Origin of the sequence: Brevibacterium casei CIP 102111 (assembly GCF_900169275.1) — a bacterium.
GTDB lineage: Bacteria > Actinomycetota > Actinomycetes > Actinomycetales > Brevibacteriaceae > Brevibacterium > Brevibacterium casei.
In genome coordinates this window covers 435008-455473 of record NZ_FXZC01000003.1, presented here as the reverse complement: position 1 = coordinate 455473, position 20466 = coordinate 435008, and the positions used below count along the sequence as shown (strand labels likewise).

Annotated in this window: 15 protein-coding genes; 7 read left to right on the top strand and 8 right to left on the bottom strand. The window is 68.4% G+C overall.

Features of this window, described 5'->3' with window-relative positions; all coding sequences use genetic code 11:
• The first annotated feature begins 64 nt into the window (after window positions 1-64).
• Together BC102111_RS09180 and BC102111_RS09175 are read left to right on the top strand one after the other, a co-directional pair.
• A complete protein-coding gene (locus BC102111_RS09180) occupies window positions 65-1393 on the top strand; it encodes a DUF6986 family protein (RefSeq protein ID WP_095376095.1) in 1329 nt (442 codons plus the stop codon).
• Complete coding sequence (locus BC102111_RS09175) at window positions 1390-2217, top strand: bifunctional allantoicase/(S)-ureidoglycine aminohydrolase (RefSeq protein ID WP_009378019.1); 828 nt, start codon at window positions 1390-1392, stop codon at window positions 2215-2217. Before BC102111_RS09180 ends, BC102111_RS09175 begins: the two co-directional genes overlap by 4 nt.
• Before the next feature lie 58 nt (window positions 2218-2275).
• Here the strand turns inward: BC102111_RS09175 and mqo are convergent, their stop codons facing one another.
• Both mqo and BC102111_RS09165 read right to left on the bottom strand, forming a co-directional pair.
• Window positions 2276-3751: a malate dehydrogenase (quinone) gene (gene mqo / locus BC102111_RS09170; protein WP_009378021.1), complete on the bottom strand. Its 1476-nt coding sequence runs from the start codon at window positions 3749-3751 to the stop codon at window positions 2276-2278.
• A gap of 105 nt (window positions 3752-3856) precedes the next feature.
• Entirely contained in the window at window positions 3857-5470 is a 1614-nt protein-coding gene (locus tag BC102111_RS09165) for an RNA polymerase sigma factor (protein WP_176472466.1), read from the bottom strand.
• Window positions 5471-5918: 448 nt separating this feature from the next.
• On the opposite strand from BC102111_RS09165, the gene BC102111_RS09160 reads away from it, so the two are divergent.
• Both BC102111_RS09160 and BC102111_RS09155 read left to right on the top strand, forming a co-directional pair.
• Window positions 5919-6995: a histidinol-phosphate transaminase gene (locus tag BC102111_RS09160; RefSeq protein ID WP_095376093.1), complete on the top strand. Its 1077-nt coding sequence runs from the start codon at window positions 5919-5921 to the stop codon at window positions 6993-6995.
• Window positions 6995-8395 (top strand): FAD-binding oxidoreductase, encoded by a 1401-nt coding sequence (locus BC102111_RS09155; RefSeq protein WP_095376092.1) that lies wholly within the window; start codon window positions 6995-6997, stop codon window positions 8393-8395. Before BC102111_RS09160 ends, BC102111_RS09155 begins: the two co-directional genes overlap by 1 nt.
• Here the strand turns inward: BC102111_RS09155 and mmuM are convergent.
• The gene (gene mmuM, locus BC102111_RS09150; protein ID WP_095376091.1) at window positions 8373-9344 is read right to left on the bottom strand and encodes a homocysteine S-methyltransferase; all 972 of its coding nucleotides are present in this window, start codon (window positions 9342-9344) and stop codon (window positions 8373-8375) included. The genes BC102111_RS09155 and mmuM overlap by 23 nt on opposite strands.
• A 21-nt stretch (window positions 9345-9365) precedes the next feature.
• On the opposite strand from mmuM, the gene tgt reads away from it, so the two are divergent.
• The gene (gene tgt, locus BC102111_RS09145; RefSeq protein WP_197907833.1) at window positions 9366-10622 is read left to right on the top strand and encodes a tRNA guanosine(34) transglycosylase Tgt; all 1257 of its coding nucleotides are present in this window, start codon (window positions 9366-9368) and stop codon (window positions 10620-10622) included.
• A gap of 17 nt (window positions 10623-10639) precedes the next feature.
• On the opposite strand, the gene BC102111_RS09140 is transcribed toward tgt, so the two are convergent.
• Window positions 10640-11380 (bottom strand): queuosine precursor transporter, encoded by a 741-nt coding sequence (locus BC102111_RS09140; protein WP_197907834.1) that lies wholly within the window; start codon window positions 11378-11380, stop codon window positions 10640-10642.
• Entirely contained in the window at window positions 11361-13985 is a 2625-nt protein-coding gene (locus tag BC102111_RS09135) for a M3 family metallopeptidase (RefSeq protein ID WP_232252561.1), read from the bottom strand. Before BC102111_RS09135 ends, BC102111_RS09140 begins: the two co-directional genes overlap by 20 nt.
• Window positions 13986-14048: 63 nt before the next feature.
• Here BC102111_RS09135 and BC102111_RS09130 point away from each other — a divergent pair, with 63 nt between their 5' ends.
• Complete coding sequence (locus BC102111_RS09130; RefSeq protein ID WP_095376089.1) at window positions 14049-15110, top strand: AI-2E family transporter; 1062 nt, start codon at window positions 14049-14051, stop codon at window positions 15108-15110.
• 63 nt (window positions 15111-15173) lie between these two features.
• Here the strand turns inward: BC102111_RS09130 and BC102111_RS09125 are convergent, their stop codons facing one another.
• Together BC102111_RS09125 and BC102111_RS09120 are read right to left on the bottom strand one after the other, a co-directional pair.
• Window positions 15174-15455 (bottom strand): hypothetical protein, encoded by a 282-nt coding sequence (locus tag BC102111_RS09125; RefSeq protein WP_095376088.1) that lies wholly within the window; start codon window positions 15453-15455, stop codon window positions 15174-15176.
• 264 nt (window positions 15456-15719) lie between these two features.
• Entirely contained in the window at window positions 15720-16712 is a 993-nt protein-coding gene (locus BC102111_RS09120) for an alpha/beta hydrolase (protein ID WP_095376087.1), read from the bottom strand.
• Window positions 16713-16832: 120 nt separating this feature from the next.
• Here BC102111_RS09120 and BC102111_RS09115 point away from each other — a divergent pair, with 120 nt between their 5' ends.
• The gene (locus tag BC102111_RS09115; RefSeq protein WP_101624136.1) at window positions 16833-17939 is read left to right on the top strand and encodes a GlxA family transcriptional regulator; all 1107 of its coding nucleotides are present in this window, start codon (window positions 16833-16835) and stop codon (window positions 17937-17939) included.
• Window positions 17940-18008: 69 nt separating this feature from the next.
• Here BC102111_RS09115 and BC102111_RS09110 read toward each other — a convergent pair whose 3' ends face one another.
• Window positions 18009-20282, bottom strand: coding sequence for an HNH endonuclease signature motif containing protein (locus BC102111_RS09110; RefSeq protein WP_101624135.1), 2274 nt, complete (start codon window positions 20280-20282; stop codon window positions 18009-18011).
• Window positions 20283-20466: the final 184 nt, after the last annotated feature.

The window sequence follows — 20466 nt, the reverse complement described above, 5'->3', positions numbered from 1 at the left end:
GTGACAATGGTGGGGAGCCGGCATCGTGGCCGTGCTCGCTCACACGGCAACGGAAGAGGATGAAGTGAAGCAATCAACGCTCGATGACATCGATGCTCTGCTCGCGGACACGGACGAGCTGCTGAGCACGCGTTATCCGGGCGATCGGGACGTGCGCCAACCCATCCACACGGTCTACGTCCCAGGTCACCAGGCCGATCCGACCGTCCCCCGGCAGTGGGGTGAGCAGGCGCTCGCCGCCGTCGAGGACAACGGCGGCATGGTCCAGCTCGCCGAACGCGTCATCGTCGCCGCCCGCAGGGAGGCCGACGAGACCCTGGGGCTCACCCCGCCGAGCCTCCACCAGGTCGCCCGGGAGGCGGAGCTGCTCGCCGAGGCGGTGACGCGGAAGCTGACGACGGAGCCGATCGAGGATCTCCGCTACGACTTCGAGGACGGCTTCGGCGACCAGGGCGACGAGACCGAGGACGCCGCGGTGCGCGAGGCGGCCCGTGCGGTCGTGGCCGGGATGGCCGAGGACACCGCGCCGGCGTTCGTCGGGATCCGGTTCAAGTGCCTCGAGGCTGCGACCCGGGCACGGGGTCTGCGCACCCTCGACCTCTTCGTCTCAGGCGTCATCGCCGCCCACGGCTCCCTGCCCGAGGGGCTCGTCCTCACCCTGCCGAAGGTGAGCACCGCCGACCAGGTGACGGCCATGGTCGCGGCACTGCGCGACCTCGAGGAGGAGCACGGCCTCGACGACGGGGCACTGACCTTCGAAGTCCAGGTCGAGACCCCGCAGCTCATCCTCGGCGCCGACGGCACCGTGCCCGTGGGCCGGGTCCTCGACGCCGGAGCGGGACGCATCACCTCGCTCCACTACGGCACGTACGACTACTCGGCGTCGATGGGCGTGGCCGCCGCCTACCAGTCGATGGAGCATCCCGTCGCGGACTTCGCGAAGAATCAGATGATGGTCGCCGTCGCCGGCACCGGCGTCCACCTCTCCGACGGGTCGACGAACATCCTCCCGGTCGGGGATCCGGCGGCGATCGAGCAGGCGTGGAGCCTCCACGCCCGCCTCGTGCGCAGACATCTGCGCCGCGGCATCTACCAGGGCTGGGACATGCACCCGCACCAGCTGCCGACCCGGTTCCTCTCGACCTTCCGGTTCTACCGGGAGGGGCTCGAGCTCGCAACGCAGCGGCTGCGCAGCTACGTCGGGCAGGAGGACTCGGCCGTCCTCGACGAACCGGCGACGGCGAAGGCGCTCGCCCGCTACCTCAGCCGGGGCCTGTCCTGCGGGGCGCACACGCCCGAGGACATCGCCGAACGCACCGACATGTCCGCCGAGGTGCTCGAGCAGATCGCCCGCACCGGCGGCATCGCCACAGAGAAGGAGACCCGCGCATGAGCATCACCACCGACCCGTACACCTATTGGGCTCCGACCGGTGGGCACCCGCCGCAGTCGGATCTGCTCACCGACAGGGCGATCGTCACCGAGGCCTACACGGTCATCCCGCGTGGGGTGCTGCGCGACATCGTCACCTCGGCGCTGCCCGAATGGTCGGACACGCGCTCGTGGGTGCTGAGCAAGCCGGTGGCAGGGGGAGCGGTGACGTTCTCGCAGACGATCCTCGAGGTCCAGCCCGGCGGCGGCTCGCAGGCCCCCGAACCGCAGCCCGAGGTCGAGGGATTCCTCTTCGTCATGGCCGGTGAGCTCACCGTCACCCATGAGGGCACCGACCATGTGCTCACCCCGGGCGGGTTCGCGTACCTGCCGGCCGGATCGACGTGGTCTGCGCAGTCGACCGGCGCCGAGGCGGCCCGCTTCCACTGGGTGCGCAAGCGCTACCAGCCGGCGGCCGGGCTCATCCCCGAGGCGGCCTTCGGCAACGAGGCCGACGTCGAACCGTCCCCGATGCCGGGAACCGACAACCGGTGGCGGACGACGCGGCCGTTGGATCCTGGGAACCTCGCCTACGACATGCACGTCAACATCGTCACCTTCGAACCCGGCGCGGTCATCCCGTTCGCGGAGACGCACGAGATGGAGCACGGCCTCTACGTCCTCGAGGGCAAGGCCGTCTATCGTCTCAACGGCGACTGGGTCGAGGTGCAGGAGGGCGACTTCATCTCGATGCGCGCCTTCTGCCCGCAGGCCTGCTACGCGGGCGGACCCGGCCGCTTCCGCTACCTCCTCTACAAGGACGTCAACCGCCAGGTCGAGCTCTGAGAGCGGGACCTGACGGCTGAGGTGTGGAGCTGGAGCGCCTCAGGTGGGCTGCAGCGCCTCAGATGAGCTGAAGGGTCCTGGCGGTGTACTCGGAGAGCTCGGTGAGCAGAGTCTCGTCGTCGGCGAGGCTGCGCCCGAGCGAGGGGACCATGTCCTTGAGCGCGGGCTCCCATCCGTCGTACTGGCGGGGGAAGCAGGTCTTGAGCAGGCCGAGCATGATCGCCACCGCGGTCGACGCACCCGGTGAGGCGCCGAGGAGGGCGGCGATCGAACCGTCGGCCGAGGACACGAGTTCGGTGCCGAACCCGAGGACGCCGCCGCGCTTGGCATCGTGCTTCATCACCTGGACGCGCTGACCGGCCTGGATGAACTCCCAGTCGGCAGGGTCGACCTCGGGGATGAATTCGTTCATCGCCGCGAATCGGGCCTTCTTCGAGGCTGCGAGTTCGGAGAGCAGGTAGGTGACGAGGTCCGTGTTGTCCTTGGCGACGCCGAGCATCGTCGGCAGGTTGTTCCCGCGGACGGAGAACGGCAGGTCGGTGAAGCGACCGCGCTTGAGGAACTTCGGCGAGAACCCGGCGTAGGGGCCGAACATGAGGTAGTCGTTGCCGTCGACGACGCGGGTGTCGAGGTGGGGCACGGACATCGCGGGTGCGCCGAAGGAGGCCTGGCCGTAGACCTTCGCCTGGTGGCGGGAGACGAGCTCGGGGTTCGCGGTGCGCAGGAAGATGCCGGAGACGGGGAAGCCGCCGTAGCCGCGTCCTTCGGGGATCCCGGACTTCTGGAGCAGCGGCAGGGCGCCGCCGCCGGCGCCGATGAAGACGAACTTCGCACTCACCTTGTGCGTCTCGCGGGAGAGCAGGTCACGGACCGTGACGGTCCAGCCGTCGGAGGAGCGGTCGAGGTCGGTGACCTGGTGGCTCGTGCGGATCGTCGCACCCTTGTCGGCCATGTAGCGCAGGAGCTGGCGGGAGAGCGAACCGAAGTCGACGTCGGTGCCGATCTGGGTCCGGGAGATGCCGTTGACCTGGCCCGGTCCGCGGCCCTCGAACATCAGCGGCAGCCATTCGGCCTGCGTGGCCGGGTCGTCGGTGTACTCCATCTCGGCGAAGAGCGGGTTGCGGACCATCTGCTCACGACGGTTCCTGATGTAGTCCCGACCCTTCTCGCCGCGGCCGTAGCTGATGTGCGGGACCTGGTTGATGAAGTTCTTCGGCTCCGGAAGGACGCCGGTGTCGACGAGGTGCGACCAGTACTGGCGCGAGTGGTGGAACTGCTCGTTGATCTGCGAGGCCTTCTTCAGGTCGATGTGGCCGTTCGCATCCTCGGGGGTGTAGTTGAGCTCGCACAGAGCTGCGTGACCGGTGCCGGCGTTGTTCCACGGGTCGGAGCTCTCCTTGGCGACATAGTCGAGCTTCTCGTAGACCCGGATATCCCATTCGGGCTGGAGTTCGGTCAGCATCGCGCCGAGGGTGGCGCTCATGATGCCGCTGCCGATGAGGACAACGTCGACCTTTTCCTGCGTTGAGGGCATTTCCGCTCGCAATCTTCGTCAGAGGTGTGAAGTATCGACCTTCACATTACTCCCCGCCGGGGTCCGGGCCGAAGTCGGGGCCGTTGCCGCCCGCACGGACCCCGATCAATGGCAGTGCCAACCCCAGCCGACATCGTGGCAGTTGTCACCGGGCTCCGTCGGCGTCGGAGACGGAGTGGGAGGGCTCGTCGGAGGAGGTTCTGTCGGCGGTGGCTCTGTCGGCGGCGGGCTCGTCGGAGGCGGGCTCGTCGGCGGAGGCTCCGTCGGTGGAGGACTCGTCGGTGGAGGTTCTGTCGGCGGAGGGCTCGTCGGAGGTGGTTCCGATGGCGGAGGACCGGTCGGCGGCGGAGGCGCGGGCCGTCCCGGGCCGGGATCCCCCGGTCCGGGATCGTTGGGACCAGGATTGTTCGGGCCGGGATCGCGAGGTGCCGGCGGCGCCGCGTTCGGACCGCCGGGCTCGCCGGGAGCCGGAGGAGCAGGGGCCGGGTTCCGAGGTCCTTCATTCGCCGGGACCGCGGGCACATCGGCATCGGGAGAGCCGGCCGCCGGAGGGGCGACCGGAGAGCGCAGGTCCTCGCCGGGGTCGTCGTCGGCCAGGCCGGTCTCCGGCTGCACGGGCGAGGAGGTGGGACCCTCGACCTCCGGAGCGTTCGGGCTCGGGTCGAGTGCCCACACGGTCGCGGCGATCGCCGCCGTCGCGATGAGGGCGGCCGCGGCGATCTTGAGGCCGAGGGCAAGACCCGAAGGCGAGCCTGCCGCGCCGCTGCCGGACTGGGAACTGAAGAAGACGGTCTCGGAGTTCTGCGCGCCGGCCGACTCTGCTCCGGCCGACTCTGCCCCGGCCGGCTCTGCTCCGGCGTTCGCGGCGGCGACGAGCGGGACAGCCGGGAACTGCTCGGATTCGATGAGCGCGGCGGCGAGGACGGCGGGGGTCAGCCACGCCCCGAGCTTCGTGTTGATGCGCCCGAGCAGCTGCGTCTGCCGGCGGCAGTACTGGCAGTGCCGCAGATGCGTCTCGATCGATGCTCCCCGTCGGCGGCCGAGCTGCTTGCGGACGTAGCGGGCGAGTTCGGAGGAGTACGCCGCGCATGCGGGCCTGGCCGGTTCGACGAGCTCCTGGAGGTAGGCGGTGCGCAGTCCCTCCCGAGCCCGGCGGAGCAGGGAGTTGAAGGAGTTCGGCGAGAGGCCGAGGGCCCCTGCCGCCTCGGCGGTGGGGGTGCCGTCGATGTCGATGAGCGTGATCGCGGTCTGCCAGGTCTCCGGCAGTGAGGAGAACGCACGGGCGAGGTGCTCGCGTTCGGCGATCTCGTTCGCGTGATCCCGCGAGCTGCTGCCGGCGAGGACGTCGAGGACCTCGGGAAGGACGGCGGTCGTCGCGCTCGTCGTCGCGGTGCAGCGGTAGGACTCCGAGCGCACGGCGGTCATGAGGTAGGACTTGAATGCGTCTTCGGGGCCCGCGCCGTTGCCCCACGCGCGCCAGATCTTCGCGAACGCCTCGGCGACGGCGTCCTCGGCGCGCGGGCGGTCGCCGGTGAGGCGGATCGCGTAGTGGAGGGCGGGATCGTGGTGGCGGGCGTAGAGCTCTGCGAAGGCCTGCCGTCCGCTGGCCGAATCCGGGGTGTGCTCCCGGATGAGAGCGACGAGCTCGGCATCGGTCGCCGTCCCGCCGTCGTCCACGGGACTCTCGTCGTCAGGGGTGGGACTGGGGGATTCGGTCATGGACTCGTCATCGTCGGAAGCGGGGAATTCGACCGTCGAACCCGCGCGAGGGGAGGGTGCCGCGCTCGTTCGCCGGTGGGGTGCGCAGGGGAAGCACTGACCTCCCATTCTAGATACACCCGTCGTGCTCTCACAATGCGGAATCTCCTGATGTGGTCGGCAATCTGTGCCAACCCGCTGACCTGGGAGTTTGCCGAATCGAGAAAAATCTTCCCGGAGTCGCGAACGAACAGGCGCAGTTTCCGGTCTAGATGAGTGAAGGGGTCGCCACCCACGTCCCCTTCCGCGTTCGGCACGACACGCGTCCCCTCGAGTCCCGGACTCATCATCCCCGGTGGCCCTGATCGATCCCGCGATCTCAGGGCCACCTCCCATGTGCGGGCACGGGCACCCCTCTCGAATGCCGGCCGCTGTGCCGAGCATTCGTTGCCTGTGTCACGATATGTGCATGTCGAAACGATTCCTCCTTCGCGATGCCCTGACCCAGTTCCCGCCCTATAAGCCCGGCAAACCGCCGTCGGATGCCCCGGGGCTGGCCCCGTACAAACTGTCGTCGAACGAGAACCACTTCGCCCCGCTGCCGGGCATCACCGAAGCCGTGGCCGCCGCGACGCAGGTGCCCGCCGCCTATCCTGATCCGAAGTCGGCGAAGCTCGTCGCCGAGATCGCCGCCTACCTCGACGTCGACCCGAGCGAGGTCGTGCCCGGGGCGGGCGCCTCGGAGATCCTCTCGGCCCTGACGAACATCACCCTCGAGGCTGGGACCTCCGTCGTCTACCCGTGGCCGTCGTTCGAGATGTACCCGATCCTCGCGTCGGCCCGCGGTGCGGAGAAGCGCGCGGTGCCCCTGCTGCCCGACGGCCGGCACGACTTCGCGGGGATGCTCGCCGAGATCGACGACACGACCCGCCTCGTCCTCCTCTGCTCACCGAACAACCCTACGGGTCCGTCCGTGCGCACGTCCGAGCTCGACGGATTCATGGCCGAAGTGCCCGCCGGGGTCATCGTCGCCCTCGACGAGGCGTACTGGGAGTTCGCCACCGACGCCGAGGCGGTCGACGGTCTCGCCGCGTTCCGGAAGTACGACAACCTCGTCCTCGCCCGCACGTTCTCGAAGGCGCACGGACTCGCGGGACTGCGCGTCGGCTACGGCGTCGCCGATGCCGAGATCGCCACCGCTCTGCGTCAGGTCGTCGCCCCGTTCAGTGTCACCACCGGCGCTCAGGCCGCCGCCTCGGAGTCGCTCGCGCGGGTCGACGAGGTGCTCGTCCGGGCGAAGGAGGTCGCAGCGACCCGTGACCGCTTCGCCGCTGACCTGCGCGACCTCGGCTTCGACGTCCCTGATGCGCAGGGCAACTATGTGTGGATCGCCCTCGACGACGACGCCGCGGCCGCGTTCGAAGACGCGTGCGCAGCCCAGGCCGTGGCGATCCGCCGACTCTCCGGCGGCGTGAGGGTGAGCATCGGCGCCGATGAGGCCCTTGACCGCGTGCGCGCGGTGGCCCGAGAGTTCGCCGCCCGCTGATGAGCGTCGAGGAGGCGGCGGCCGGCCTCGGCGTGCTCGCCGAGCAGCTCAGCCCCGGTGCGCTCGTGACCGACCGCGACGTCGTCGACGGCTTCGCCTCCGACCGGGCGCTCTTCTGCCCGGCCGGGCGGGCGCTCGGTCTCGTCCGGGCCAGGAGCGTCGATGATGTCGTCGCCGTCATGCGCTTCGCCACCGGGCACCGCATCCCCGTCGTCACACAGGGGGCGCGGACGGGGCTCTCGGGCGGGGCGAACGCCGTCGACGGCGCCCTGCTGCTCAACCTCGCCGGAATGGACGCGATCGTCGAGATCGATCCCGTCGACCAGATCTGCCGGGTCGAGCCCGGCGTCATCAATGCCGACCTCAAGGCCGCCCTCGCCGCCGAAGGACTCGCCTACCCGCCCGATCCGGGGTCGGTGGCGATCTCGACGATCGGCGGGAACGTCGCGACGAACGCCGGCGGCATGTGCTGCGTCAAGTACGGGGTGACGAAGGACTACGTCCGTGGACTCACCGTCGTCCTCGCCGACGGCACGGTGACGAAGCTCGGCCGCGCGACGGCGAAGGGCGTGGCCGGCCTCGACCTCGCCGCTCTCCTCGTCGGGTCGGAGGGCACGCTCGGGGTCATCGTCGAGATCACCTTGGGACTCACCCCGCTCCTGCCGCCGCCGCTGACTGGGGTGGGGATCTTCCCGGACACCGAATCGGCGGGCCGCACGGTCGCGGAGTTCATGGCCTCCGGTGCCCAGCCGTCGATGCTCGAATTCATCGACGCTGCGACGATGGCGATGATCAATGACTACGGCGACTTCGGCCTGCCCGCCGACGCCGGTGCCCTCCTCCTCGTCCAGTCCGACAAGCCCGCCGCCGAGGCGGCCCGTGACCTCGCCGGGTTCGAGGCGATCGCCGAGGCCAATGGGGCGACCGAGATCGTCGTCTCCGACGACCCCGACGACAGCGACATGCTCGTCGCCGCCCGGAGGGCCGTGGCACCGGCGATGGAGACGTATGCGAACACCATCGGTGGCGGCGAGCTCATCGACGACGTCTGCGTGCCCCGCTCCCGCCTCGGCGAGTTCTTCGCCCGGTTGCGGGAGATCGACGAGAGGTACGACGTCGTCGTCGCCACCGCGGGACATGCGGGGGACGGGAACATGCATCCCTCCGTCGTCTTCGACGCCCGCGACGAGGCGATGGTCGCCCAAGCCCAGGAGGCGTTCGCGGAGATCATGCAGCTCGGCCTCGACCTCGGCGGGACGATCACCGGCGAGCACGGGGTCGGCTACCTCAAGCGAGAGTGGCTCGGCCGCGAGCTCGACTCCGGTGCCCAGCGCATGCAGGCCGCGATCAAGGACTCCCTCGACCCGCTGGGGATCCTCAACCCCGGGAAGATGCTCTGAGCACGAGCTCTGCGATGTCCGCGGGCGTCGTCCGGCAGCAGCCGCCGACGATCCGGGCCCCGCGGGCGATCCAGTCCGCGACCGGCCACGCGCCGAGGCGCTCGCCCGCCTCCGCCCCCGGATCCTGCCACGTCATCGACTCCGCATCGTAGGTCTCGCCCGAGTTCGGATAGGCGATGAGGGGCAGGTCGGAGACCGCGGCCAGCGCCTCGAGCGCAGGAGACACCTGGGCGGGGCGGACGCAGTTGACGCCGACCGCGCGGACCGTCGGATGGGCGGCGGCCACCTCGGCGAGGGCCGTGAGCGGGGTGCCGTCGGGAAGTCGCGGGGCGCCGGTGGGTCCTCCGTCGGCGAGGGTCACCGACAGCCACGCAGGGACGCGGGTCTCCTCGACGAGGTCGGCGATCACCCGGATCTCCGCCAGGTTCGGTTGGGTCTCGAGCGCGATGACGTCGGCGCCCGCCTCGGCGAGAGCTTCGATGCGGGGACGGTGGAAGGCGGCGAACTCGGCATCGGTGAGCGCATAGTCGCCGGTGTATTCGGACCCGTCGCCGAGGACGGCCCCGAACGGGCCCACCGAGCCGGCGATGAGGACGGGAGCGGCGGTGCCGCGTGAGGAAGCCTCGCGGGCGAGGGTGACGCTGTCGGCACTCAGTCGACGCACCGCAGTGTCCGTGGGCCCAGTGTCCGTGAGCCCAGTGTCTGTGAGCCCAGCGCGCGGGCCGATCTGGTAGCTCGCGGTCGTGACGATGTCGGCACCGGCTCTCGCGAAGGCGGCGTGCACCTCGGCGAGGGTATCGGGATCGTCACGGAGGAGACCGGCCGACCACAGGACGTGGTCGAGGACGATGCCGCGGGACTCGAGCGCGGTGCCCAGCCCTCCGTCGGTGACGAGGGGACGGCGGGAGCGCACGGCGGTCTCGAGCACGGCGGTGAGTCTCGGTCGCATCCACCCAGTTAAACTTGGCGGGTGACCGACATCGATTCGCGTGCAGCATCTGAGACAGCACCACCGCCCATCAACGACCGTTCGCAGTTCGGCTTCGAGGTCGGCACCAGGCTCGAGACGGGCGGGCGCACCGGGGTGATCTCCACCCCGCACGGGCAGATCCGCACGCCTGCGTTCATTCCGGTCGGCACGAAGGCCACGGTCAAGGCCGTCAAGCCCGAGGACGTCGCCGCCCTCGGCGGGCAGGCTGTCCTCGCCAACGCCTACCACCTCTACCTCCAGCCGGGTTCGGACATCGTCGACGAGGCCGGGGGATTGGGGCGGTTCATGAACTGGCCCGGCCCGACGTTCACGGATTCGGGCGGATTCCAGGTGATGAGCCTCGGCGCCGGGTTCAAGAAGGTCATCTCGATGGAGGTCACGGGCGAGCAGAGCGATGACGCCATCGCCGCGGGCAAGGAGCGGCTGTCGAACGTCGACGACGACGGGGTGACGTTCAAATCGCACCTCGACGGGACGATGCACCGGTTCACGCCCGAGGTCTCGATGCAGGTCCAGCATGAGCTCGGGGCCGACATCATGTTCGCGTTCGACGAGCTGACGACGCTCGTCAACACCCGCGGCTACCAGGAGACCTCGCTCGAACGGACCCGGCTGTGGGCGATCCGCTGCATCGAGGAGCACCAGCGGCTGACTCAGGCGCGTTCGCACCGGCCCTATCAGGCGCTCTTCGGGGTCCTCCAGGGTGCGCAGTACGAGGATCTGCGGCGCAAGGCCGCCCGCGACCTCGGCGCGATGGACTTCGATGGGTACGGCATCGGCGGGGCCCTGGAGAAGGAGAACCTCGGGACGATCATCCGCTGGGTGTGCGAGGAGCTGCCCGAGGACAAGCCGCGTCACCTCCTCGGCATCTCCGAACCCGATGATCTCTTCGAGGCGATCAAGACCGGCGCGGACACCTTCGACTGCGTCTCCCCGTCCCGTGTCGCCCGCAATGCCGCGGTCTACACCCGCGACGGCCGGTACAACCTCACCGGTGCGAAGTACCGCCGCGACTTCGGGCCCCTTGACCCCGAGTGCGACTGCTACACGTGCGAGAACTACTCGCGCGCCTACCTGCGCCACCTCTACAAGGCCAAGGAGATGCTCTTCTCGACGCTGTGCACGATCCACAACGAGCACTTCGTCGTCAGCCTCGTCGCCGAGATCCGGCAGGCGATGGAGGACGGTCGGTTCTCCGAACTCGAGACCGAGGTGCTCGGACGCTACTACGCGTGAGTCAGGCTCAGCGCGGCTCAGTCCTGCGCGTAGCTCGGTTCGTGGCGTTTGACGAGGGTGATCACCCGGTACGTGACGGGCAGGAGGATGACCTCGACGCCGACCTTGTAGACGAAGCCGACGACGACGTAGTTGACGAAGTCCCAGCCGGGGATGACGCCGGCGAAGGCGATCGTGCAGAAGAGGAGGGTGTCGACGAACTCGCCGACACCGGTCGAGGTAAGCAGGCGCACCCACAGCTTCGATTCGCCCATCCGTTTCTTCACAGCGACGAGGACGTAGGAGTTGAGGAGCTGGCCGACGAAGTAGCCGGCCAGTGAGGCCAGGACGATGCGCGGGTAGAAGCCGAGGACGGCGGCGAAGGCGTCCTGGTTCTCGTATCCGGGTCCCGGCGGTGAGATGAGGACGAGCCAGAAGACGAGGGTCGCGAGGACCTGCAGGGCGAAGCCGGTGATGACGGCCTTGCGGGCGGCCTTGAAGCCGTAGACCTCGCTGATGACGTCGCCGAGGATGTAGGCGATGGGGAAGAGGAACGCCCCGCCGTCGGTGACGATGGGGCCGAAGCCGATGACCTTCGTCGCCGAGATGTTCGAGATGATGAGCACCGCGCAGAAGACCGCGAGGAAGATCGCGTAGTACCGACCGCGCGAGGACGCGAAGGCGGCGAGTCGGTGCGTGGGTTCCGCCGGATCGGGGGTCCGACCCGGCTGCCCAGAGTCGCTGTCCGGGGAAGGCGTCTCAGGACTCGTCGGCGACAACGGCGATCTCCTTCCCCCCGGTGAGTGTGACGAGCTGGTCGTAGGTGAGCGGCATCATCGACTGCGGGGTTCCCGCCGCCGCCCAGAGGACGGGGAAGTCCCGGAGGGCTGTGTCGATGAACGTGGGGATCGGTGCGGGGTGGCCGATCGGGGCGACGCCGCCGATGACCTGGCCGGTCGCCGCCCGGACGAGGTCCTTGTCCGCGCGGTCGAGGGAGTCGACGCCGATGAGGGAGGCCACGTGGTCCGTGTCGACGCGGTGGGCGCCCGAGGTCATGATGAGCACCGGGTCCCCGCCGGCGGAGAAGACGAGACTGTTGGCGATCGCGCCGACGTCGACCCCGACCTTCTCCGCCGCCGAGGCGGCCGTCGGGGTGGCCTCGGAGAACACCGTGATCTGCGGCTCGATCCCGTTGTCGGTGAGGATCTCGGCGATGCGGGTGTTGTTCGCGTGGTGCTTCGGGGCGGTGTCATCGGCGGTCGCCCCGGTCCCAGCGTCCGCCTCGGCGGGGGACGGGTCACTGCCCTCAGGCACCGGCTCCGCGAGCCCGCGGCGGCGCAGCAGCGGTGCGACGTCGGGACGGACGCCGAAGAACTTCTCGATCGCCGTCATCGGATCGACGGAGTAGCCGGGGGCGAGGATCGCCTCGCGGAACGCCTCGCCGGCCTCACGGTTGAGCCCGCCCTGGGATTCGAACCATTCGCTCACCCACGCGGCGATGACCTCGGAGTAGAGGTACGAGTAGTAGCCGGCCGCATAGCCGGAGGCGAAGATGTGGCCGAAGTACGTCGTGCGGTAGCGCGGGGGCACGAGCGGGGAGAAGCCGGCGGCGTCGAGCACCTCGGATTCGAAGGAGAGGACGTCGGTGATGTGCTCTCCGGCCTCGAGCGAGTGCCATGAGAGGTCGAGCATGGCGGCGGCGAGGTACTCGATCGTCGAGAAGCCCTGCCCGAAGTCCTCCCCGGCGATGAGGGAGGCGACCATGGCCTCGGGCATCGGCTCACCGGTCTCGACGTGCTTCGCATAGTGGGGGAGGACCTGCGGGTGGAAGCGCCACATCTCGTTGAACTGGGAGGGGAACTCGACGTAGTCGCGGGGCACCGAGGTGCCCGCCGTCGAGGGGTAGGTCGAGTTCGCGAAGAGGCCGTGGAGGACGTGGCCGAACTCGTGGAAGAGCGTCGTCAGCTCGGTCGGGGAGAGCAGGGTGGGCCGGCCGGGACCGGGCTTGGCAAGGTTGAGGGAGAGGGTGACGACCGGGAGGTCGCCGGTCAGCCGGGAGGCGGGCACGAGCTGGTCCATCCACGCGCCTCCCCGCTTCGTGTCCCGCGCATAGGGGTCGATGAGGATGAGGCCGAGGGTGCGACCGCCGACGTCGGTGACCTCGTAGGCGCTGACGTCGTCGTGCCAGCCGACGACGCCCTCCGCGGGAGCGAAGGTGATCCCATAGAGCCCCGTGGCGGCGAAGAAGACGCCGTCCGTGAGCACAGTGTCGAACTCGAAGTACTGCGCGACCTCGTCGGGGTCGATGCCGAACTCGTCCTGCCGGTACTTCGCGAGGTAGTGCATGACGTCGGACGGGGCGATCTCGTCGAGGCCGTAGCGGTCGCGGACGGTGTCGAGTTCGGCCGCCAGCTGCGCATTGGCGGGCGCGATGAGGGAGGAGACGATGTCGGCTGCCGCGTCGGGGCCGCCCGCCGTCTGGTTGTCAATCGCGTAGGAGGAGTACGACGGGTAGCCGAGCAGCTTCGCCTGCAGGGCCCGCAGGGCAGTGATGTCCGAGACCTGCGCCCGGGTGTCGCCGTCCCCGCCGCGTGCACCGCGCGCCATCGAGTTCCGCAGCACGTGCTCCCTCGTCGCGGTGCTCTCGAGCGGTCCGAGGACGAGCTGCTGAGTGAAGTTGTTCAGTCCCAGCAGGTAGCCGGATTCGTCGCGTTCGCCCGCGCGGGTGGCTGCGGCCGCGATTTGGTCCTCACTCAGCCCCTTGAGCTCGTCCGCCTCGCCGAGGTGGACCGCGAGTTCCCTTGTGTCCGTTCCCAGTGCCCGGGAGAAGGAGGTCGAGAGCGCGGTGAGTTCGGCTTCGATCGTCGCCATGTGCGCACGGTCCTCCTCGCCGAGGCGGGCGCCGGCCCGGACGAAGTTCTCGACCGTGAGCTCCTGGTGGCGCTTGTCCTCGGGGTTGAGGTCGGTGACCGGGACCTGTTCGATGCGGTGGAAGAGATCGACGCCCAGCAGCATCTCGGTGCGGGTCGCGGACAGCCGGACCCACACCTCGGCGACGGCATCGGTGAGCTCAGGGGTGAGGTGGTTCGATTCGATGGTGCGGACGAGGGCGGCGAGCCGGGCCATCGGCACGGTCGCGGACTCGAAGCGGACGGTCGTGGTGACGAAGGTCGGGTCGGCGTCGTCGGTGACGATGTGCTCGACCTCGGCGAGGGCGAAGTCGGTGGCGGCCCGGGCCGCGGTGCTGAGGGTGTCAGGGGTGACCGCGGAGAAGTCCGGGAGGGAGAAGTCGCCTTGTGGGTCGAGGAGTGCCTCCCAGACATCGATGGCTGTTGGTTCGGAACTCATCGTCGTCGTACCACTTTCCTCACGATCTTCTCTCATGACGCCTCCGATCCTAACGTGTGGCGGCCGCCCGGTGCATGGTTGCTGGCTAGACTGGGGCGCATGAGCAGCGCATCCTTCCCTGTCACCAATGCCTTCCGCGTCGGGTTCGTCGGAACCCTCGGGGTCGGGCTCGCGATCGCGCTCATCACGGCGCTGCAGTCGGTGGGGACGGTGCTCATCTACATCGGCCTGGCGCTGTTCCTCGCGCTCGGCCTCGATCCGATCATCCAGTGGCTCGTCGCGCGCAAGGTCTCGCGGACCCTCGCGGTCATCCTCGTCGTCGTCGCGTTCATCGGCGTCGTCGTCGGTGTGGTGCTGCTCATCGCACCCGCCGTCATCTCGCAGATCCAGCAGTTCATCGCCGATCTGCCGCAGATCGTCTCCCGTCTGCAGACGACCGAGTGGGTCGCCGATCTCGAGCGGCGCTTCACCGGAGCAGTCGACCTCGACTCGATCTTCGCGAGTGTGAGCTCGTGGGTCTCCGATCCGAAGAACGTCCTCTCCCTCGGCGGCGGCGTCGTGTCGATCGGGGCGGGGATCCTCAGCTTCATCACCGGGGTGATCATCGTCGTCATCCTCACGATCTACTTCGCCGTCACGCTGCCGACGATCAAGTCGGCGATGCTCTCGCTCGTCGCTGCGAGCTCGCGGGACACCGTCGACTCGGTGTCCGAGGAGATCACGCGGTCGGTGGGGCGCTATGTGCTCGGGCAGGTGTCGCTCGGCATCATCAACGGCGTGTGCTCGGCGATCTTCCTCACGATCATCGGTGCGCCGCTGCCGGCACTGCTCGCGTTCGTCGCCTTCCTCGCCTCGCTCATCCCGCTCATCGGTCCGATCTCGGGCGCGATCGTCATCACCGCATCGTGCCTCATGGTCTCCCCGGGCCTCGGCATCGCGGCAGGCATCTACTACCTCATCTACATGCAGATCGAGGCGTACCTGCTCAGCCCGCGGATCATGAACGCGGCCGTCGCCGTGCCCGGGGCGCTCGTCATCATCGCCGCGATCGCCGGCGGCACGCTCGGTGGGGTCCTCGGCGCCGTCGTCGCCGTGCCGGTCGCCGCCTCGTTCCTCATCATCATCCGCAAGGTCATCATCCCCGCGCAGGACAAGAAGTAGCGGCCGGACTCCTGTGGAACCGGGTTCGCCGAGGTGGTGGCTCAGCCCTCGCCGAGGTGGTGCTCAGGCCTCGCCGTCGCCGTCCGTGCTGCTGTCGCGGGCGGAACCGCTGTCGTCCGTGCCGTGTCTGCGCGCGGAGCCGCTACCGTGGGCGGAGCTGCGGTCGGCGAGGCGGCCGATGACGAAGCGGCTGAGGAAGAACGTCGCAGCGTAGGTGAGGGCGCCGATGGCGATTCTCATCATGACGTCGACGTCGCGACCGAGGGGGAACCCGACGAAGACCATGGCCGTGATCCCCAGCAGATAGGGGAGGACACGGAGGGTCGGGTTCAGCTCGCTGCTCATGCGCTCAAGCCTAGCGCGCGTGCTTGAGCATCCGAGTCGGATGAACACGGGGCCCATACAGGGATGAACACGGTCCCATACAGGACAGTCGAGCGGCAGTTCGCGGCAGGTGATGCACGGAGACCCGCGCGGACCGTGAGTTGGTCACGATCCGTGCGGGTCGGCCGACGAGGGGACTTCCCGCTCAGCCAGCGGTGCGCTTCGCTCATCGAGGGGTGCGCTTCCCTCTGCGAAGGGTGCGCTTCAATCAGCGAACGGCGCGCTTCACTCCGTGAACGGTGTGCTGTCCTCGTGGAGGGCGTTGTGGAGGAAGTCGATGGCCACCGTGCGGGCGAGGTTCGCCGCCTTCGTGTCGCGGAGACTGTCGAGGAGGAGGAAGTCGTGGACCATGCCCGCCACGCGCAGCGACGTCACGGGGACACCGGCTTCGCGGAGCCTGTTGGCGTACTGCTCGCCCTCGTCGCGGAGGACGTCGGCCTCGTCAGTGATGACGAGGGCTTCGGGCAGTCCCTTGAGATCCTCGAGGCTGGCCTGCAGCGGTGAGGCGTACTTCTCCTTCCGCTGGGCCTCGTCGGTGGTGTAGGCGTCCCAGAACCACTTCATGCCGTCGCGGGTGAGGTAGTAGCCGTCCTCGAACTGGATGTACGAGGGGGTGTCGAAGCCGGCGTTGGTCACCGGGTAGAGCAGGGCCTGCGCCTTGAGGTCGAGCCCGCCGCGGTCCTTGTTCATCAGCGCGAACACCGCCGACATGTCCCCGCCGACGGATTCGCCGGTGACGGCGATGCGTGAGGTGTCCATGCCGTGATCGGCGCCGTTCGCTGCCACCCACTGGCCGACGGCGTAGTTCTGCTCGACCTGGGTCGGGTACTTCTTCTCAGGAGCGCGGTCGTAGACGGGGAAGACGCCGACGGCGTTCGCTCCGACCGTGAGTTCGCGGAAGAGCCGGTCGTGGGTCTTGTCGTCGCCGAAGACCCAGCCGGCGCCGTGGAGGTAGAAGAGGACGGGCAGGTCGCCGGTGGCACCCTTCGGGCGGATGATGCGGGTGCGCACGGTTCCCCATTCGCCGGCGTCGACGTCGACCCATTCCTCGTCGACGTCGGGACGGTCGACGCCTTCGCCGCTCTGGAGGTCGAGGAGGATCTTGCGACCCTCCTCCGGCGGGACTTCGTAGATGCGCGGATGCGGCGCGGTCGCCTCGGCGAGCTCTTTGGCTTCGGGCTCGAGGAACGGGGTGATGGGGGCTGGGATCTCGGACATGGGAACGTGCTCCTTTTCATCGGATGAGGTCTCGCCTCAACGAGTGCGGCTGGGCCGAGGTCGGAGGATTCTGACAACCGACCTGTTCCTCCAGGCTATGAGTGCGCCTAAGCTGACGCCATGGTCACAAACGACATGCACCCGGGCGATGACGACACGCAACACCCGGCAAAGGCCGACAAGCGGGGCCCGGCGGACGCCGACAAGCAGCACCCGAGGCACGCCGACAAGCGTGGACCGGCGGACGCCGACAAACGTCCCGAGATCGCCATCGTGCGGTACCGCGAGTGCCAGCTCGCCGCGGTCTACGGACTCACCGATGTCTTCCGCGTCGCGAACGAACAGTTGGCGCTGCTCGGCCGAGACGAGACTGTGCGAGTGAGCCACTGGGAGTGGTCGGAGGACGGGGTGCAGTGCGTGTTCGACTCGCACCCGGGGAGGCCGAATGCGCCGACTCACGTCGTGTTCCCGCCGAGCCTCGTGCCGCCGCAGGGGATGGATTCGGCCCATGCCCTCCGCGATTGGGCTCTTGCGCGCCGAGGTGACGGGGCAGTGCTCTGCGGACTCTGCGCGGGGGTGTTCGTGCTGGCTGAGACGGGGCTGCTCGATCATCGGTCGGCGACGACGCACTGGGCGTTCGCCGAGGAGTTCGCCGAGAGGTTTCCTGCGGTGCGCCTCGATGCTCGGAGGATGGTCGTCGACGAGGGAGAAGTCATCACGGCCGCCGGCATCATGGCGTGGCTCGACTTCGGGCTGTCGCTCGTCGAGTCGATGTTCGGTCCGAGCATGATGATCCGGACGTCGCGGTTCATGCTCGCCGATGCGCCGCGGACGGATCAGCTGCCGTACATGGGGACTCTTCCGTCGACGACTCATCAGGACGAGATCGTCCTGCTCGCCGAGGAGACGATCGATCGGGAGCTGGGGTCGGCGATGACGCTCGGTCGGTTGGCCGCCGTGACGGCCACGCACCCGAGGACTCTGCAGCGCCGGTTCAAAGCCGCAACGGGGAAGACGGTGACGCAGTACGTCCAACAGCTGCGGGTCGAGCGAGCGAATCATGCGCTGGCGACGACGGACGACACCTTCGAGTCGATCTCGCGCTCGGTGGGGTACGACGATCCCACGACGCTGCGCAGGCTCATCCTCCGCGAGACTGGTCTCACCCCGACCGGGTACCGGCAGAAGTTCGGCGCGAAGTCGTTGGTCAGGGGACGCCGAAACTGACAGCGTCAGTGAATTGGCGCGGTGTTCCGGCAGTAGGGCAGATCAGAAGGGGCTGATCAGAGCAGTGGCTCAGAAGGGCGGAGGATCGCCGTTGTCCCAGACCCATTCGGTTTCGGTCCGCTTCTTTCCGTTGTAGCTGCGAAAGAAGTCGGTCCGTTTCACCCACCCCGGTGTCCCGATGCTGCCTTCGGGTCCTGGGCACTCCTCACCGGTGCGGACGTCGCCGGGCTGGGGGTCGGGTTCCGGTGGCGGTGGTGGGAAGCGCGGATCGAAGTATTCGTCCGATGAGCCGCTCTCCGTGAGCTCGCCGCGCTCTGTGAGCTCGCCGCTCTCCATGAGTCTGGCGTGCTCGACGTTGACAGGGTTGTCCCCTGCGGCCACGGTCGCCCGGATTCCGTGTGGGAATCGGTATTCGATGAGTCCCTTGTCGTCCATGGCCACGGAGTAGTTGCCGTCGGTCTTGCTCTGATGGTCCTTCTTGCACAGGGGATGGAGATTGCCGAACACGGTCAGACCTCCCAGAGCGGGATTGTCGTGGTCGAAGGGGATGATGTGGTCGACTTCGGATGCTTCGGCGCGTCTTCGACAGCCGGGCATCGTGCATGCCTGCCATTTGGCGGTCAGGGTCTGCCGGATCCTCGCTGGAATGTAGTAGCTCGTGGCGTTGGCGTCGACAGGGGTTCCTGTTGCGGGATCGGTGAGGATCCGCGTCCACGTGGAGCATTCCCTGGCGATCCTGCGTGCCGTGTCGGCAGGGATCGGCGAACCGTCGGGAAAGGTGCCGGGCAGGTCGGAGTATCCGAGGAGAGTGAGGAACGGCACCGTGGTGATCATCTTGCCCTGCGCGGCCAGCCAGTAGGCGTCAGTGGGCATAGTCAGGAGGATGTCGACCATCCGGCCCTTCCCGCGGACGGTGCCGATGAGGTGGTCGTCTGTGCTGTCACCGCCGATGCCGTGGGCGGTGCGGGCAATGGGACCGAAGGCCGAATCGGTAATCTCGGATCCCGAAGCGTTCTCCGCGTCTGCCCCCGGGCCGGCAAGAGCGTCAGTGCTGGCTCCGGTAGTGATGTCGGCGCTGTCGCCGGCGATGCATGCCCCGGTTCCGGCGAGCGATCCTCGGTTGTCGGTCACCGAGGGGTCCGCGGAGATGCCGACCGCCTCGGCGGCTGCGGTGATCCGCTCGGCGACATCGGCGACGTTGCGGACGCCTTCGAGGTCGAGCGGCAGTTCGCTGGTGCCGATCACCCCGGTGTCGGTCTCCTCGGTGCGAACCTGGATGCGGACCTGTGGGCAGGTGCGAGTGAAGATGTCGAACATCAGTGCCGCGATTGCGCGGTCGTCCTCGATGACGGCACCGTCGGGGATCTGGTCGCCGAACGGAGCCGTGTTGCCGTTGCGGATCGCCTTCGCGAATGCTTCGATGCGGAGGAAGCACGCCTGCAGTTCTGCCGATGGCCCGGTGAGGGTGAGACACGATGAGCCGTCGGGGTAGGTGGTGATGTCGACGCGGCGACGCTCGAATGCCTGTTGGGTGCGCTCGTCGGCGGGTTCGAGGACGCTGACCCTCATCGCGAGCGACTTCTTGAACGTCTCGATGGTGATGTCGGCGCGCCGGGTCTCGAGGTAATCGTCGATGTGGCGGAGGTCGGAGAACCGGACGCTCTTGCACAACCGAGTCGCGGCGTGGACGTGGGCGATGGTGAACTCTCCTGCCAGGCACCGAGCATGGAACTTCGGCAGGCCGTGGACCAGAGTCATCGCGTCGTTGATGTGTGCGTAGGTGCCTGCGGTGGTGGTGCCGAGAATGACGGTGAACTCGCCGATCTCCTCGGTGTGGGAGTGCATGTGGACCCATCCGTCGATGGTCTGGGTCTCCCGGAACCTCGGGAAGCCGGGTACGGACGTCGCATCAGGGGTGGCTGAGGGGGCTTCCACGAGCGCGGCATCGCCGTCCGCGGTCGACTCAGCGGATGGATCCGACGTGCTTTCCGCATCCGCCTCGGCGGGAGGCGTGGCAACTCCGTCGCCGCTGATGGACTCGCCCTCCCTATTAGCGGCATCTGCGAAACGGGACGCGGTCTCGGTGAGGGTTGCGTGCCGGTAGGGGGATTCCGGATTGGGGTTGAGGAGGCCCAGGTGGTCGATGACTTCGGCGAGGAAGAGCGAGGCCGTGGTCTCGAGGGCGGCGAGCTGAGCACGATCGCTGCTCGTGTAGACGTCGAGGACGTCGGCGAAAGGGGAATCGGGGTCGACCTCGAGGCGAGGAGGCGTGCTCGGTTGATCGGGAGGCTCCTCGTCGGCAGCACTCGAGCCGGGTCCTGCGGGGTTCGCGAGGTCTGTCACTGCCGGTCACCTGCCTTCTCCACAACGGTGTGGATCGTTGCTCTCAGTCTAGACCTTAGAGGGAATCTTGTCAATAGAAAGTTCGAAACTCGTTCGAACTAAGGTTCATCTGAATTCACGCAGGTGAGCGAGTTTTGAAGCGCTTCGACCTCGCCGTGGACCACTCTTGTTCTCTGGTCTGCCG